This is a genomic window from Caulobacter sp. DWP3-1-3b2 (genome assembly GCF_049896325.1).
Taxonomy (GTDB): domain Bacteria; phylum Pseudomonadota; class Alphaproteobacteria; order Caulobacterales; family Caulobacteraceae; genus Caulobacter.
Genome location: NZ_JAFCUB010000018.1, coordinates 42,931 through 59,166, shown reverse-complemented (window position 1 = coordinate 59,166; position 16,236 = coordinate 42,931). Strand labels below are relative to the sequence as shown.

Below are 16,236 nucleotides of genomic sequence, written 5' to 3'. Positions count from 1 at the left end.
AAGAGACCAAAGGCCCCCAAGACGCTTCTGCGGCCGACAACACCGGCGATCGCCTGACCAGCGCGGACGGTTCGCAGATGGCGGCCCCCGAAGTGATGACCGGCGATTACGACGCCGACTCGATCAAGGTGCTCAAGGGCCTGGACGCGGTGCGCAAGCGCCCCGGCATGTATATCGGCGACACCGATGACGGCTCGGGCCTGCACCACATGGTGTACGAAGTGGTCGACAACGCCATCGACGAAGCCCTGGCCGGCCACGCCACCAAGGTGGAGGTGATCCTCAACGCCGACGGCTCGGTGACGGTCACCGACGACGGTCGTGGCATCCCGGTCGACATCCACGAGGGCGAGGGCGTCTCGGCGGCCGAGGTCATCATGACCCAGCTGCACGCCGGCGGAAAGTTCGACCAGAACAGCTACAAGGTCTCCGGCGGCCTCCACGGCGTGGGCGTCTCGGTGGTCAATGCGCTGAGCGACTGGCTGGAACTGAAGATCCACCGCAACGGCCACAGCTATCAGATGCGCTTCGAGCGCGGCGACGCGGTGACCTCGCTGGCCCAGACCGGCGACTCGCCGGTGCGGTCGGAAGGCGCCAAGGCCGGTCAGACCCTGACCGGCACCGAGGTGACCTTCTTCCCGAGCTTGCAAACCTTCGCCTTCATCGAGTTCGATCGCAAGACCCTGGAGCACCGGCTGCGCGAGCTGGCCTTCCTGAACTCGGGCGTGACGATCTATTTCCGCGACCTGCGCGACGCCGAGCCGTGGGAAGAAAAGCTGCACTACGAGGGCGGCATCGAGGCCTTCGTGCGCCACCTCGACAAGGCCAAGACCCCGCTGCTGAAGACGCCGATCGTCATTCGCGGCCGCAAGGACAAGGTCGAGATCGACCTGGCCCTGTGGTGGAACGACAGCTATCACGAGCACATGCTGTGCTTCACCAACAACATCCCCCAGCGGGATGGCGGCACCCACCTGTCGGCCTTCCGCGGCGCCCTGACCCGGATCATCACCAACTACGCCGAGAGCTCGGGCATCACCAAGCGCGAGAAAGTCAATGTGGGCGGCGAGGACGCCCGCGAGGGCCTGACCTGCGTGCTGTCGGTCAAGGTGCCCGACCCCAAGTTCAGCTCCCAGACCAAGGACAAACTGGTGTCGTCCGAAGTCCGCCCGGCAGTGGAAAACCTGGTCCAGGAAGGCCTGGCCTCGTGGTTCGAGGAGCATCCGACCGAAGCCAAGGCCATCGTCAGCAAGATCGCCGAGGCCGCCGCCGCGCGGGAAGCCGCCCGCAAGGCGCGCGAGCTAACCCGCCGCAAGAGTGCGCTCGACATCACGTCCTTGCCCGGCAAGCTGGCCGATTGCTCCGAGCGCGATCCGGCCAAGTCCGAGATCTTCATCGTCGAGGGCGACTCGGCCGGCGGCAGCGCCAAGCAGGCCCGCAACCGTGAGAACCAGGCCGTCCTGCCCCTGCGTGGCAAGATTCTCAATGTCGAGCGGGCGCGCTTTGACAAGATGCTGTCGTCCGACCAGATCGGTACGCTGATCACCGCCCTGGGGGCCGGTATCGGCCGCGACGACTTCAACGCCGACAAGGTGCGCTACCACAAGATCGTGCTGATGACCGACGCCGACGTCGATGGCGCCCACATCCGCACCCTGCTCCTGACCTTCTTCTATCGTCAGATGCCGGAGCTGATCGAGCGCGGCTATATCTACATCGCCCAGCCGCCGCTCTACAAAGCCGCCAAGGGCAAGTCGTCGCGGTATCTGAAGGACGACTTCGAGATGGACGCCTTCCTTGTGGACGAGGGTGTCGAGGGCGCCGAGCTGGACCTGCCGTCGGGCGAGCGTCGCACGGGCAAGGACCTGTTGGCCCTGGTCCAGCTCTGCCGGTCGGCCAAGGGCAATATTGATCGCCTGGCCGCCCGCGCGCCGGCCTTCGCGATCGAGCAGGCGGCCCTGGCCGGCCTGTTCAGCGACACGCCCGACATCGCCGCCGCCGCCAAGCGGCTTGATCTGTATGCGGAAGAAGGCGACGGCCCGTGGTCGGGCGAGCGCGGCGATACCGCCTATGTGTTCAAGCGCGTGCGTCGCGGGGTCACCGAGAGCGTGGTGCTGGACGATGGCTTGCTGCACGCCGCCGACGCTCGCCGCTGGGCCGAACGCGCCACGGCCCTGGCCGAGGTGTTCTCCGGCGCGGCGATCTTCCGTCGCAAGGACAAGTCGACCACGGTTCGCGGTCCGCTTGACCTGTTGGGCGCGGTGATCGACGCCGGCCGAAAGGGCCTGTCGATCCAACGCTACAAGGGCCTGGGCGAGATGAACCCCGACCAGCTGTGGGAGACCACCCTCGACGTCGAGGCCCGCACCCTGCTGCAGGTGCGCGTCAACCATGCCGACGACGCCGACGACATGTTCAGCCGCCTGATGGGCGACCTGGTCGAACCCCGCCGCGAGTTCATCCAGGCCAACGCACTCGACGCCGAGGTGGACGTCTAACCGCTAGAGCATTTCCCGACCTGACTGCGTCAGGCCGGGAGCTCTAATCTTCTGTTTTGACGCATTTTTCTTCACGCGGACCGGAACCACTTCGCTCGAAAAATGCTCTAGCCTGGAGCAGATCGCCATGCTGGAACGTGAACGGGACGAACGCTCGCCAACCGGCGGCGGCCTGACGGTCCGCGCCTTCAGCGACGACCTGGCCGAGCCATTCTATCGGATCAACGCCGAGTGGATCGAGGAGATGTTTGTTCTCGAGGAGAACGACATCACGCTGTTGTCGAACCCGCGCGAACTGATCATCGACAAGGGTGGGGCGGTGCTTTTCGCGGAGACTTCGGACCTGGGCGTGGTGGGATCCTGCGCCCTGATCAAGATGAAGGACGGCTGGTTCGAGCTGACCAAGATGGGCGTCTCGAAGGCGGCGCGGGGCCGAAAGGCCGGCGAGTTCCTGTTGGCGGCGACCCTGGAACACGCCAAGGCCATGGGCGTCGCCGACAAGCTCTATCTGTTGACCAACGCCAAGTGCGCGGCGGCCATCCACCTCTACGAGAAGCTGGGCTTCCAGCACGACGCCGAGATCATGGCGACGTTCGGGGCGCGGTATGAGCGGTGTAATGTGGCGATGTCGTATCGAGGCTAAATCCTTCTCCGCTTGCGGGAGAAGGTGACGCAAAGCGCCGGATGAGGGGTCGCGTTGACCTGTCCGCCGCCCGCGGTTGAGACGATCTTCGACCCTCATCCGACCTCGCTCCGCCAGGCCACCCTCTCCCGCAAGGGGAGAGGGAAGTGGCGCCCGTCATTTCGGACAGACCGCGTCGCCTTCGTTCGAGGCCAGCTTGACCTCGGTGACCGACAGGGCGAACGGCCCCGACGCGCCGATGACGAACGGCGCGGTGACGTGGTCCATCTTGGCTCCGGCCGCCTGGAAGCAGGACAGCTTGATCTTCACACTGCGCCATTCGGGGCCGGCCGCCTTGGCCATCAGGGCGGTGACATCCAGCGTTCCGCCGCAGGACGCATCCTCGCTGCAGCCGATGCTCATCGTCACCGGTCGGGCCGATCCGGCATCGACGCGATAGCGCAGCTGGACGGCCATGTCGCCCGTGGTTTGGCGCGACAGATCGACGGCCGGACCGTGGATGGACAGCATGCCCTGACCCGTCCACACCGCCTGTTGCCCGTTCTCCTGGGCGCCGGCGTCAATGGCCTTGACCGCGCCCGCCCCCACGAAGTCCATCCGCCAGGGGGCCGGAGTGCGGCCGGCGATGAAATAGCGATCGACGCTGCCGGCGGCCGCCACCGCGCCCGGGTCTTCCGGCAACATCCCGACCTTGCCCCCCTTGGCGTAGGACAGGCCGTAGCCATAGGCGAACTGCGGGTCATAGCCGGGCTGGCCCCGGTTCAGCGAACCCTGGTCAGCGCGCTTGGGCCAGGAAAAACCGAGCTTGCCCTGGAAGTCCCGCTTCGGTTTGCCGCCCTTGTCGGCGACCAGCACATCGGCCACCCCGCCCCCCTCGCTGCCGGGCAACCAGGCGGCGACAAAGGCGTCGGAGGCGTTGATCTCGGGATTGGTCCACAGAGGCCGGCCCGACAAGAACACCGAGACCACGGGAATGCCCTGGGCCTTCAGGCGCTTGATCAGGGCCAGATCGGTCTTGTCGGCCAGCTGGTAGCCGAGATTGGCGACGTCGCCCTGGAACTCCGCATACGGATCTTCGCCGAACACCACGATGGCGACGTCGGGTTTGGATTTGAACTGACCGTCCGGCGCGAGCTCGGCCTGGCCGCCGCCGGCCTTGACGGCCTTTTCGATACCGCCCCAGATCGACTGGCCGTGCGGGAAGTCGCTGTTCTTGTTGCCCGTGCCTTGCCAGGTCAGGGTCCAGCCACCGGCCGCCTTGCCGATGTCGTCGGCGGCCCCGGCCACCAGCACCCTGGCCCCCGGCTTGACCGGTAGCACGCCGTCGTTCTTCAGCAGCACCAGCGACTTGGCCACCGCCTCGCGGGCGATGGCCCGGTGATCGGCGGCGCCAAGACGGTCGAACTGGCCCTGCACGCTCGGCGCCACCCGCGCGAACAGGCCGGTCTTGACCTTGACCCGCAGGATGCGCCGCACGGCGTCGTCCAGCCGCGCCATCGGGATCTCGCCGGACTTCACCTGGGCCAAGGTGCTCTCATAGAGGGGCTTCCAGCTGTCGGGCGCCATGTACATGTCAAGCCCAGCGTTCATCGCCTGTGGGCAGCTGACGTTGGTGCAGCCCGCGACCTGTCCATGGGCGTTCCAGTCGCTGACCACGAAGCCCTGGAAGCCCATCCGGCCCTTCAGCACGTCGGTGATCAAGGTCTTGTTGCCGGTCATCTTCTGACCGTTCCAGCTGGAGAACGAGACCATCACCGTCAGGATGCCGGCGTCGATGCTGGGCGGGTATCCCTGGGCGTGGATGGCGACCAGCTCGGCTTCCGAGATTCCTGCGTCACCTTGATCCTTGCCCCCTTCGGTGCCGCCGTCGGCCAGGAAGTGCTTGGCCGAGCCGGCGATATGGCCGGCGGCCAAGGGCGCGCCGCGCTTCAACGCGCCCTGCAGACCCAGGGTCATTGGGCCCGAATAGGACTTCACGACTTCCGGGTCCTCGGCATAGCCCTCGTAGCTGCGGCCCCAACGGTCGTCGCGGGGCACGGCGACCGTGGGCCCGAAGGTCCAGTCGCCCCCGACCGCCGCCACCTCCTCGCCGGTGGCCGCGCCGATGCGGCGGATCAGGTCGGGATCGCGGGCCGCGCCCAGGCCGATATTGTGCGGGAAGATGGTGGCGCCGACGATGTTGTTGTGTCCGTGTACGGCGTCGATGCCGAACAGGATCGGGATCGGCGTATGGCCGGGCCGCGGCTCCAGGGACTTGGCGCGATAGGCGTCGACCAGGTCGGTCCAGGCCTTGGGCGCCGCGCGGTCGTCGCCGCCTGGCGCCGAGTTGCCGCCGGCCAGGATCGAGCCCAGCGGATACTTGATCAGATCAGCCGGGGTCATCGAGGCGATGTCGCCCTGGATGGTCTGGCCGACCTTCTCCTCGAGGGTCATCTTGCTCATCAGCCCGCTGATGAAGGCCTCGGTCTTGGCGTCGGTGATCGCCGCCGGACTAGCGGCCTTGGGCCACAGCGTTGGATGGGCCACAGCGTCGCTGGCCCGCGCCGATGCCGGCATCGCCGAGAGACAGGCCGAGACGGCGAGGGCCAGGGCCGAAACGCGGCAGGCCAGACGGCGAGGGATCATGAAGCACCTTTGAAAAAAGACGGCGCGGCGAGCAGGACGTCGCCGCGCCGAAGTGGGAGCGCCCTCGTATCGCGAGGGGTCCTGTCACGCAGCCCGCCGGGAGATTGAGCGGACGCACGTTGGGAGGTCGCCGGAGAAGCGGCGGCTGAATCGAATAATGTCGGGACACGTTGGTCCGCCGCCCACGAGGGAGCGCGAACAGCATGGTTTCCTTCCCTTGCAACGGAGGCCTTGAGCCCTTCTATTCCGTGAGGTCACCACAAATTGACAGCGCTGTCTAACAGTTTCTGATAGCGCTAGGATCTATCCTCGTTCCGGCCTTAAGCCGCGACGGCGGCGGCGGCCCACATGCCGTGACGCCTGAGATAATCGACATGGCTTGGCATCGCGCCGACCCGGCCGATAATCTGGGCCTTCATGTTCCGGAACCCCTGGGCGATCGCCTGACTGTCGTGGCCAGCGACCAGAGGGGTGTGGGATTGAGGCCGGATGTTCTGTCCCAGCAAGACCGCCAGCCAGGACGTCGGCGTGAACATCTCGTCGGGATGGATCACCAATTGGCCGCTCTCGCGGAACAGGGCGATGCGGTGGGCCAGGGAGTCGGGGATCGGCATGGTGCGGACATAGGACCACAGCCCCGCGTCGTCGCGGGTCGTGGCGTGGTAGTGCAGGATCAGGAAATCGCGGATCGTCTCCATGTCGGCATGGATGCGACGGTTGAAGGTTTCCCGGTTGGCCGGCGAAAACCTGCGGTCCGGGAAGTGCTGCAGCAGCTTGTTGATGCTGGCCTGGATCAGGTGGATGCTGGTCGACTCCAGGGGTTCCAGAAAGCCGCTCGACAGGCCGATGGCGACGACGTTCTTGTCCCAGATCTTGCGCCGGCGACCGGTGACGAACCGCAGCAATCGCGGCTCGGCCAGGGGCTCGCTCTCGAGATTGCCCAGCAAGGTTCCGACCGCCGCGTCGTCGGAAATGAACCGGCTGGAATAGACATAGCCATTGCCGACCCGGTGCTGCAGCGGGATCCGCCACTGCCAGCCGGCCTCGCGCGCCGTCGAGGTGGTGAAGGGCGACAGCGGGCCGTTCAGGGCGCAGGGCACGGCGGCCGCGCGGTCCATCGGCAGATAGGACGACCAGTCCTCGTAGCCGGCCTTGAGGGTCTGTTCGATCAGCAGGCCCTTGAAGCCGGAGCAGTCGATGAACAGGTCGCCCTCGATGCTTTGGCCAGATTTCAGGCGCACGGCGGTGACGAAGCCAGTTTCGGTATCCTGATCGACCCGCACCACCTCGCCCTCCGTACGAACGACGCCCAGACCCTGGGCGAAGCGGCGCAGATACTGGCCGTAGAGGATGGTGTCGAAGTGATAGGCCGAGCCGAAGATCGACATCGGATCGCGCGGATCGTCGCTCTGGCGGTCGAACCGGCCGCCCTTGGCGGCCTGGGCGCACAGCGAATAGTCGTCGAGGGCCAACGCGCCGCCCTCGCGGTCGAGCTTCAGGAAATACTGGAAGAAGTGGCCCATCTCGGCCTTTAGGCCATAGGCGCCGAAGGGGTGGAAATAGCGCGCGCCCAGCCCGCCCCAGTTCTTGAATTCGATGCCCAGCTTGTAGGTCGCCTGGGTCTCGCGCATGAACTCGGCTTCGTCGAGGCCCAGCATGGCGTTGAACAGGCGGATCGGCGGAATGGTCGCCTCGCCCACCCCGACCACGCCGATGTCCTGGGATTCCACGACCTGGATCTGGTAGCGGCGATCCAGCCCGCGCGCCAAGGCCGCCGCCGTCATCCAGCCGGCGCTGCCGCCACCGACGATGACGATCTTCTGGATCCAGTCCGGGTCGGACATCAAACGTCCTCGATAGGTGAGCCGGGATTGATCCTGGGCCCGGCGTTGGGCGCGCTCAAGAGGATGAGCGCGCCCGCCGTTCGGTTGCGTTAGCCGCCGAAGCGGTAGCGCACGCCCAGCGACACGCGGCGGTCGCCCGACACGAAGCGCAGAGGCAGGTTGGGGAACTGCAGGTAGCTCTTGGAGTCTTCCTTGGTCAGGTTGGAGCCTTCGAGCGTGACCTTCAGATCCGAGGTGACCTCGTAGGCGACCTGGCCATCCAGCTGGCCATAGGCTTCGTTATAGATGCCCAGCTTGTGAAGGTCGGCGCCCGAGCCGAAGGTGAAGTTACCGATATAGGCCTTGTCACGCCAGGCATAGGACAGGCGGGTCGAGAACGGGCCATGCTCGAAATAGCCCTGGACGTTGAAGGCGTTCTTGGAAACGCCTGGAATCGGCAGGCTCTTGGAGAAGTCGGTGAAGTCAGGCGAGCTGGAGTCCGAATAGGTATAGTTGGCGGTGAAGCCGAAGCCATTCTCAAAGGCGTACTGCCCCTGTAGCTCGAGCCCCTTGATCGTGCCGCCCTCGCCGTTGCTCACGGAGTTGAACGTGCCGACAGAAGCGCCCGCCACCGACTGGTCCTTCACCGTCACCGGGAAGGTGTTGGGGACGATGAACGAGTCGATGGTCTTGTAGAAGACGCCGGCCGAGATCAGGCCCTGCTTGCCGAAATAGTGCTCATAGGCGAAGTCGATCTGCGAGGCGCGGAACGGGTTGAGGTTGGGATTGCCGCCGCTGCCGTTGGTGTAGAGGAACTTGTTCAGGTTCGGCCCGGGGGTCGAGGAGCGGGTGAAGTTGTACGACGCGCCCTGGCCCAGGTCGAACAGGTTCTGCGAGGCCACGACGCGCGCCGCAGTCGCCCGGACCTTGTCGTTGTCGTTGATGTTGAACACGGCGTTCAGGCTGGGCAGGACATCGGTATATTCGCGCACGGTCCGCGCCGAGTCCGGGTTCTTCAGGACGCCGTTCCAGCTATCGGTGCCCCAAGACAGCGGCGTGACCGGGGTGTTGGACGAGTCGATGGTCAGCTTGGTGTGGACCACGCGGACGCCCGCATTGATGTGGAACCCTTCGTCGCCCAGGTCGGTCATGACGTAGCCCGAGGTCGTCTCATCCTTGATCTTGAAGGATTCGATTGGGTCCCTGTAGAAGGCCAGCTTGGTCGAGGGATACAGCGCCTGCAGCCAGGCGACCGGATCCTTCATCTGCCCATAGTCCTGGAAGATCGCCGTCACGCCGTGGACATTGTCGGTGACGGCGCGGCCCGGGTTGGAGGCGGCGGTCTGGTAGGGCGTGACCACGGCGGGCGAGTTGCCGAAGCGGCTGCAGTTGTAGAAAGCGATGTCGCACTTCTTCAGGCCGATCGCGCCGTCCTGGAAATAGCCGAGCGGCGTCCAATCGACGAAGGTGCCGTGGTCGGTCGTGCCTTGGGCGCTGGCCGGCAGTTCGCCCTTGGCCGAGTAGTCGGCCAGGTAGCGGCCATAGGTCGAATCGACCTTGTGGCTGGAATAACGACCGCCGAAGCTGATCACCATGTCCGAGCCCTCGCCGAACTCAGGCTTGTACTTGAAGTCGCCGGTCAACGCCTTGTCGTCCAGCTTGGACTTGTCGCCAAACGCCCAGTGCGACTTGAAGAACACCGAACTGGGGGTCGTCATGGCGGTGGCCAGGGCGGCGACCGGCGCGAAGGTCGGGTAGGCGCCGTTGGTGAAGCCGTAGGTGGCCGTCAGCGGCGCGGTCGAGTTCGGCGCGAAGCCATTGACGCCGTCGCGCACGCCATATTGCGTGTAGCGCGTATCGACCTGGCCCGACGTCGAGGCGTAGTCGATCTTGGACATCGCCGCGCGAACCCGGCCGCTGAGCCGGCCGCCATTGTCCCAGTCCGCCGAGAACTGGACGTTGTCGGTCTTGGCGTGGGCGTTCTTGGCGAAGCTGTCGCCTTCCGACGAATTGGCGGTGACAAAGCCCGATTGCAGGACGCCGTTATTGTCCTTGGTCAGGCCCTGGGCGTTGTACACCGCGTTTTCGTTGGCATAGGCCCACTTGAGCGAATGTTCGCCAGTGAAGATCTTCAGGTCCGAATGGAACCAGTCGGCGCGCAGCGACAGCGAATCGGAGACGTTCCAGTCGGCGTTGAGCGAGAAGGCGGTGCGCTCGCGCCCTTGGTGACGGTTGTTGCTGTAGCGGTATTCCGGCGACCAGATGTTGCTTGTGCCAGTCTGGACCTGGTTGTTGCCCGTGGCGGTGGGGCGATTGAGAAAGGCCCAGCCACCGCGGTTCTCGCCGCTGAGCACCTCGGTGTCGATCGAGTTCTTGTCATAGGACAGGCTGCCCAGAACGGCGAAATTGTCCGAGAACTTGTGGCCCAGGACCACAGAAACCTGGGGCTTGGTCTTGCCCTTGGTCGAGCCCTTGTTGGCGCGCAGATCGATCGAAAAGGTGCTGTCGCCGCGCACGTCGAGGGCGTTGCGAGTCTTCAGATTGACCGTGCCGCCCAGCCCGCCTTCGATCAGGTCGGCCTGAGGCGACTTGATCACATCGACACCGGCCAGCAGGTCGGAGGGGATGCCCTCAAGCGAATTGGTCTGCTTGATATTGCCTTCGCCAAGGCGGAAGGCCTCAAGGCCGGACAGGAACGTGTCGCTGTTCAGCAGGGTGACGTTCTGGTCCAGACCACGGATCCGCACCTTGGTGCCCTGGCCGTTCTCGCGGTCGATCTGAACGCCCGGCAGGCGCTGCAGCGACTCGGCGATGTTCTGATCCGGGAACTTACCCATGTCCTCGGCGGTGATCGACTCGATGATCTGGTTGGAATGCTTCTTCAGATTCAGCGCGTCGGCGAGCGAGGCGCGGAAGCCGGTCACGACAACCGTTTCAACCTCCGAGGGTGCGTCGGCAGGCGGTGGCGCGGTTTGGGCGGTGGCTTGGCCGGCGGCCATCAGCACAAAGGCCGAGGCGGCGGACAGCAAGGCCGTGCGGGATCGATAAGACATTGTGGTCATTGAGCATTCCCCTGTTTGCGGCAGCAGTTCTCGATCGCGATCAGCAGTGCTGAGCGAGCCAAGACGCAGAGAGTTGAGGGATGCGTGCGCATCCTCCCGTGGATTCCGGCCTTTTAAGCCATGCCGGTAGCATCAACCTATGAGCGCCAGACAGCGCTGTCAATAACTCCATCACATTTCAGAAAGTTGATTTGGTTTATGCGGCTTTTGGGTCACGCCCCGCGAGCGCCGCCATGGCGATGGGCTCCATCAGAGCGTAGCCCTCGCGGGTAGGGTGAACACCGTCATAGGCCAGGCCGGGCCTCATGGCCCCGACGCCGTCTTCCAGCGCCGCAGTGTAGTCGGCCAGCGTCGCGCCGCGTTCGACGGCATAGGCCCGGATCCAGGCGTTGAGGGCCGCGACCTTGGCGGTGGGGCCCAAGCCCGGCCTCCAGGGAAATTCGGCGACCGGCGTCAGGGTGGCCAGCACCACCGCGACGCCGTTGGCCTGGGCCAGAACCGTCATGGCCTGGAGGTTGGCCTTGGTCGCCGCCGGATCATAGGGGCCGGCGTTCTGCGCGATGTCGTTGACCCCGCCCAGGATGTGGACCGCCCGAGGCCGCAAGGCGATCACGTCGGGCCAGAACCGCACCAGCATCTGGGCCGTGGTCTGGCCGCCTATGCCTCGGCCGATGAAGCCGTTGGTCTCGAAGAAGGACGGGTGTGAATCGCGCCAGCCGCTGGTGATCGAATCTCCCATGAACACCGCCCGCCGCCGCTCCGGCGGCAAGTCGCGATCGACCAGGTTCGCGGCGGCGTAGCGCTGGAGATAGGCCCAGTCTGTGCGCAGCCGCTGTTCCTCCTGGCTCGACGCTGCGGCGACCGGCGCCTGGGCGCGCGCCAGACCCGGCGCGGCGAGGCCTGCCGCCATAAGGGCGCGGCGACTGATCCTCATCGCACGACCGCCATGGCCGGCGTCACGTTCCAGCCGCGTAACTCGACCCTGGCGCCGGCCACCGCGCCCGGATAGCGAACCTCGACCGTCCGTTGCTCGCCCGGCAGCAGCGAGACGTAGTTGTCGGCATAATAGGCCGGCAGGATGCGCTGGCCCTTGCCGTCGACCAAGGTCAGCTTGCCGTTCAAGGCTGGGGTCGAGCCGGTATTGGCAAGCGACACGGTGACCACCGTCTCGGCGCCGGCCTTGACCGAGGCGGCGCGGATCGACACCGGTTGGGCGGCCATGGCCGACAGCTGGCGGCTGCCGGCGGCGTCTCGGCCCAGCCAGTAGAGGTTGCTCGACAGCGCCTTGCCGTCGGCGCTGGCCAGGTCCAGTCGCACCACCACCGCGCCCTGGGCGGCCAGCGGCCCGGCCAGGTCCAGCACCTCGCCCTGGGCGACGGTGTTGGCCGCCGCGTCGATCCGGCTGGACGTGTCGGCCAGGAGTTTGCCGTCCAGGCCCAGCACCCGCGCTCGCAGCGTGGCTCCGGCGATCGGAGCGAGGCCGTTATTGACCGCCTCAAGCCGGTGCTCGGGGAAGTTCATTTGCACGTGGATGGGCTCGGACGCCTTCTGGGTCCCGTAGAAGGCCGCGTGGGTGTCGTAGTCGTGGCTGAGGATCTGCCACATGGTGCTGGGCCAGGCCGGCTGGGTCATCCACAACAGGCGGCCCGACGACTTGGTCCACAGCTCGGCGTTCATGCCCTCGAAGATCGCGCGGTGCGTCTCGTAGTTCATGAGCTGGGCCTTGCGCTCGAAGTCCTCAAGGCTGGTCGGCGCGCCGAGCTTGGCGCTCATGGCGTCGAGGAAGCTCTTGGTCGCGCCGTTCCCGGTCGGATGCCAGTCGTGATAGGCCCAGGTGTCGCTGATCGGCCAGCGGTCCGGCGCGGGCACGGCGGCCTCGAACGCTTCCAGGGTCGGGAACGACGGCGTGCCAACCTCGACCGAAAAGCCCTTGGCGTGCTCGCTGTAATAGGTTTCCGGCTCCTTGTAGCTGTAGGGCCCGCTGTTTTGCAGGTTCACCCGGTTGGAGCTGCCGGTGTACCAGCGGGTGCCGTCCAGATCGTGGACCAGCGCCTCCAGACCTTCATTGAGGATCGGCTGCGGCACGCCCTCGTTGCGGCCGAACCACAGGGCGATCGAGGGGTGGTTGCGATAGCGGCTGATGACGTCGGCGGCGTTGTTCAGGAACAGTGGCACGTCCTGCGGTTCCAGCTGGTAGTCCTGGGTCGAGGCCCAGAAGTCGTTCAGCACCAGCAGGCCGTACTCGTCGGCCAGGTCATAGAAGACGTCCTCGGTGTTCTGCCCCACCCAGTTGCGGATGGTGTTGAGGTGGGCGTCGTGGTGCAGGCGGAAATAGGGCTCGAGGCGCTCGCGCGACACCCGCTTGCGCCAATCATCCGTGCCCCAATTGCCGCCCCGCGCCGCGATCTTCACGCCGTTGACCTTGATGACGAGATAGGGCGTCAGGCCGGTGTCGGGGATGTCGCGGACGGCGGGTGAGGTCGCGCCCACCGGGGTCAGGGAGGTCGCCCAGCCGCCCTCCACCTTGCGGATACCCTCGTGGCTGCCGTCGGTGATCGTCTGGCCCAACTGCCGGGCCTTGGAGAAGTCGACCTCCACCCGTCGCAGGTCGCCATCGGGCGCCATCAGCGACAGCTCGTAGGTCATCTGCCGCAGGCCGATGCGGCTATCCTTCCGGTCGGAGACCTTGCCGTCGACGCTGGCTAGCAGGCGCAATCCGTACAGGGTCTGATCGCCATAGCCGTTGGGCCACCAAAGCTTGGGGGTCTTCACCGACAGCTGCGGGAACTCGGTGGGGGCGAGCAAGACCTCGCTCTTGCCCGGCGCCAGGGTGACGACCTTCTCGACGGCGACCGTGTCAAACGCCGCGCGGACCGTGACCTGAACTGGCGTGTCGGTCAGGTTCTCGACCGGCACGGTGATCTCGACGTCGGCGACGCTGTTGTCCGGCTTGCCAGCCACTTGGGGCAGCGTGGTGACCACATGGCTGTCGCCGATCCGCACCGCGCCAGTCGAGCGCAGCACCACGTCCTGCCACAGGCCGGTATTGCGGTCGCGGACGCTGGGGATCCAGTCCCAACCTTCGCTGGCGATGAAAGTCGGGCCGTCCAAGGCCTGCATCCCCCCGTTCTCACCGACCCCGGCGGTCAGGGACTCCTCGTGGGCGATCCCCGGATGCGGCGGCGGCGAGACCTTGACGGCGATGGCGTTGCGGCCCGGCTTCAGCTTGCCGGTGACATCGAACTGCCCCCGGACGAAGGCGCCCTTCAGGTCGCCCAGCCGCTCGCCATTCAGCCAGATCTCCGCAGCGTAGTTCACCCCCTTGAAGATCAGTTGCTGATGGCGGCCGGCCTGACCGGCGGGGGCGTCGAACTCGGCGCGGTACCAGTAGTCCTGCTTGTTGAGGCTTTCCGGAATGGCGGTGTTGTTGAGGCCGTAGTCGGGATCGGGATAGACGCCGCGATCGACCAGGGTGGTCAACACCGTGCCCGGCGTCGTGGCGGCGTACCAGGCCTTGGCGTCATAACCTGGCGTGGACAGCGCTGTCGGATCGGCCGTGACTTTCGGGGCCTCAGCCAGCGACCAGGCCGCCAGGACCCAGGCCTGATCGCCATCCGGGCGCAGGGCCGGGCCAGCATAGGGGGCGATGGCGGCGGGCTTGGAGAACGGCGCCTTGCTCTTGGGCCGTGTCCAGGCGTCCTGCGGTGTCACTTGGCCGTACATCTGGCGGACCTGGACTGGCCACGACGGACTGCCAGGCTCGTAGACGGTCAGCGCGGCATCGGGCTTGGCGGCCGCCAGGGTCTTGATCTCGACAGAGCCCAGCGCCCGCGACTCGGCGGTGAATCCGGCCACCTGGCCGCCGAACGGTGCGCTTCCGGCCAGTCCGCGCGGACCCAGCTGCGCTACGGAGGCCGGCCCGACGGGCGTCGCGGCGCCTTCCGCGACCTTTGTCCCATCGACATAGAGCGAGACCCTCGCGCCGTCCGACACCGCCGCCACATGGCGCCAGGCGCCGGCCTGCGCCGCGCCCTGCCCCCTGATCACCGTCGCGCCGACCCACACGGCCGGAACGCCGTTTTCGAGCACCAGGAAGCGGCCGCCCGCGGCCGGGTCGCCGACCCCGGCCACCACCACGCGTCCCGCCGCGATGTTCGACGCCTTGACCCAGCCTTGCAGCGTCCAGGGCCCATCGGCCGGCAGGCTAGCGGCCAGGGGTTTGGCCAAGCCGTCGCCGCCGCGCGGCAGGTCGGCATTGTAAGGTCCGTAGACAGACGATGTCTGGGCGCTGGCTGTCGCGGCGACCAGGGCGGCGCAGGACGCCAATAGCAAGGCGCGTGAAATCCGACGGGCGAACGGGGTCATGGCGTCTTCCTCCTCCTTCAGGCGGCCTCTGATGGGCGCGCTCGGCGTGGTTTTCAGGGCGTCAGGGTCGCGGCGGCAGGCGAGCGCAAGTCGCGCGCTGCTCGCCAGGGCGGGCAGCAGGCCTACCAGGGCAAGGAAGCGGCTAGAGCGCCGCATCGGCCTGCGCCTCGGCCAGGGTCCACAGTCGAGCAGCGCCCCGCACGCCGGAAGAGTCGCCCCACTGGGCCGGGGCCAGCCGAGCGTTCCAGCCGTCAGAGAAGACGTGCGGTTCGATGAAGCCCGGCAACCGCTCATAAAGCTCGACCACGTTCGACAGCCCGCCGCCGAACACGAAGGCGTCGGGGTCGGCGATGTCGCAGATCACCGCCAAGCCCCGGGCGAGACGATCGAGATAAAGGTCGAAGCTGACCACGGCCTGGGCGTCGCCAGCGCGGGCGGCGGCGATGATCGCTTCACCGCTCAGATCCTGGCCAACGCGCGCTGCGTGGTCGCGTTGGAGCCCCGTGCCCGAGATCCAGGTTTCCAGGCAGCCCTGGCGACCGCACCAGCAGGCCGGGCCAGGGCTTTCCGCGACGCTCGGCCAAGGCAAGGGCATGTGACCCCACTCGCCGGCCACGCCGTTGGCGCCCTCGACCAGCTTGCCATCGACCACCAGTCCGCCGCCGCAGCCGGTGCCGATGATCACCGCGAAGACCACGGCCAGGCCCGCCGCCGCGCCATCGACGGCCTCGGACAGCGCCAGGCAGTTGGCGTCATTGGCCAGCCGCACGGGACGACCAAGGCCGGCCTGCAAGTCCTCGCGAAACCGGCGGCCGTTCAACCAGGTGGAATTGGCGTTGCGCATCACGCCGGTGCGCGGCGACACCGAGCCGGGTGACCCGACGCCGATCGTGCCGCGCGCGCCGGCCTGCTGCTCGGCCTTGGCGATCAGGTCCCGAACGGTGTCGATGGCGGCGTCATAGGACCCGGGATTGGGGGCGCGCACCCGGGCCAGGAAACGACCGTCCGGCGCCAGGGCGGCGGCCTCGATCTTCGTGCCGCCGAAATCAACGCCGACCTGGATCAAGCCGTCTTCCTCCACCTGTCCGGAGCGCACGCTGCGGCGCGCTTCCGAGTTCGCTCTTAGCCTTCGACGAATAAAGAAAGCAATTTAAATAATCTATGGCAAGCGGCCCCTATCGCTCGCGGCGCGAGGCGATGCTAGGGAGGACGGCCCTCGC

7 protein-coding genes and 1 pseudogene are annotated in these 16,236 nt (G+C 66.6%); 2 read left to right on the top strand and 6 right to left on the bottom strand.

What is annotated here, in order from left to right:
- Window positions 1-77 precede the first annotated feature (77 nt).
- Both gyrB and ACP7AG_RS12920 read left to right on the top strand, forming a co-directional pair.
- Window positions 78-2,498, top strand: coding sequence for a DNA topoisomerase (ATP-hydrolyzing) subunit B (gene gyrB / locus ACP7AG_RS12925; RefSeq protein ID WP_426011266.1), 2,421 nt, complete (start codon window positions 78-80; stop codon window positions 2,496-2,498).
- Window positions 2,499-2,679: 181 nt separating this feature from the next.
- Window positions 2,680-3,141 (top strand): annotated as a pseudogene (locus tag ACP7AG_RS12920) (GNAT family N-acetyltransferase); the annotation flags it as partial.
- Between the two features lie 156 nt (window positions 3,142-3,297).
- Here the strand turns inward: ACP7AG_RS12920 and ACP7AG_RS12915 are convergent.
- The 6 genes from ACP7AG_RS12915 to ACP7AG_RS12890 form a co-directional block, all read right to left on the bottom strand.
- Window positions 3,298-5,766 carry a glycoside hydrolase family 3 protein gene (locus tag ACP7AG_RS12915; RefSeq protein ID WP_426031245.1) on the bottom strand — a complete coding sequence of 823 codons (2,469 nt, stop codon included), beginning with the start codon at window positions 5,764-5,766 and terminating at the stop codon, window positions 3,298-3,300.
- Window positions 5,767-6,086: 320 nt separating this feature from the next.
- Window positions 6,087-7,610, bottom strand: coding sequence for a tryptophan halogenase family protein (locus ACP7AG_RS12910; protein WP_426031243.1), 1,524 nt, complete (start codon window positions 7,608-7,610; stop codon window positions 6,087-6,089).
- 89 nt (window positions 7,611-7,699) lie between these two features.
- Window positions 7,700-10,651, bottom strand: coding sequence for a TonB-dependent receptor (locus ACP7AG_RS12905; RefSeq protein ID WP_426031241.1), 2,952 nt, complete (start codon window positions 10,649-10,651; stop codon window positions 7,700-7,702).
- A gap of 196 nt (window positions 10,652-10,847) precedes the next feature.
- Window positions 10,848-11,585: an SGNH/GDSL hydrolase family protein gene (locus ACP7AG_RS12900; RefSeq protein ID WP_426031239.1), complete on the bottom strand. Its 738-nt coding sequence runs from the start codon at window positions 11,583-11,585 to the stop codon at window positions 10,848-10,850.
- Entirely contained in the window at window positions 11,582-15,172 is a 3,591-nt protein-coding gene (locus tag ACP7AG_RS12895) for a glycosyl hydrolase 2 galactose-binding domain-containing protein (RefSeq protein ID WP_426031237.1), read from the bottom strand. The genes ACP7AG_RS12900 and ACP7AG_RS12895 overlap by 4 nt, the downstream gene beginning before the upstream one ends.
- On the bottom strand, window positions 15,159-16,082 hold the full coding sequence (locus tag ACP7AG_RS12890) for an ROK family protein (RefSeq protein ID WP_426011267.1): 924 nt from the start codon (window positions 16,080-16,082) through the stop codon (window positions 15,159-15,161). Before ACP7AG_RS12890 ends, ACP7AG_RS12895 begins: the two co-directional genes overlap by 14 nt.
- Window positions 16,083-16,236: the final 154 nt, after the last annotated feature.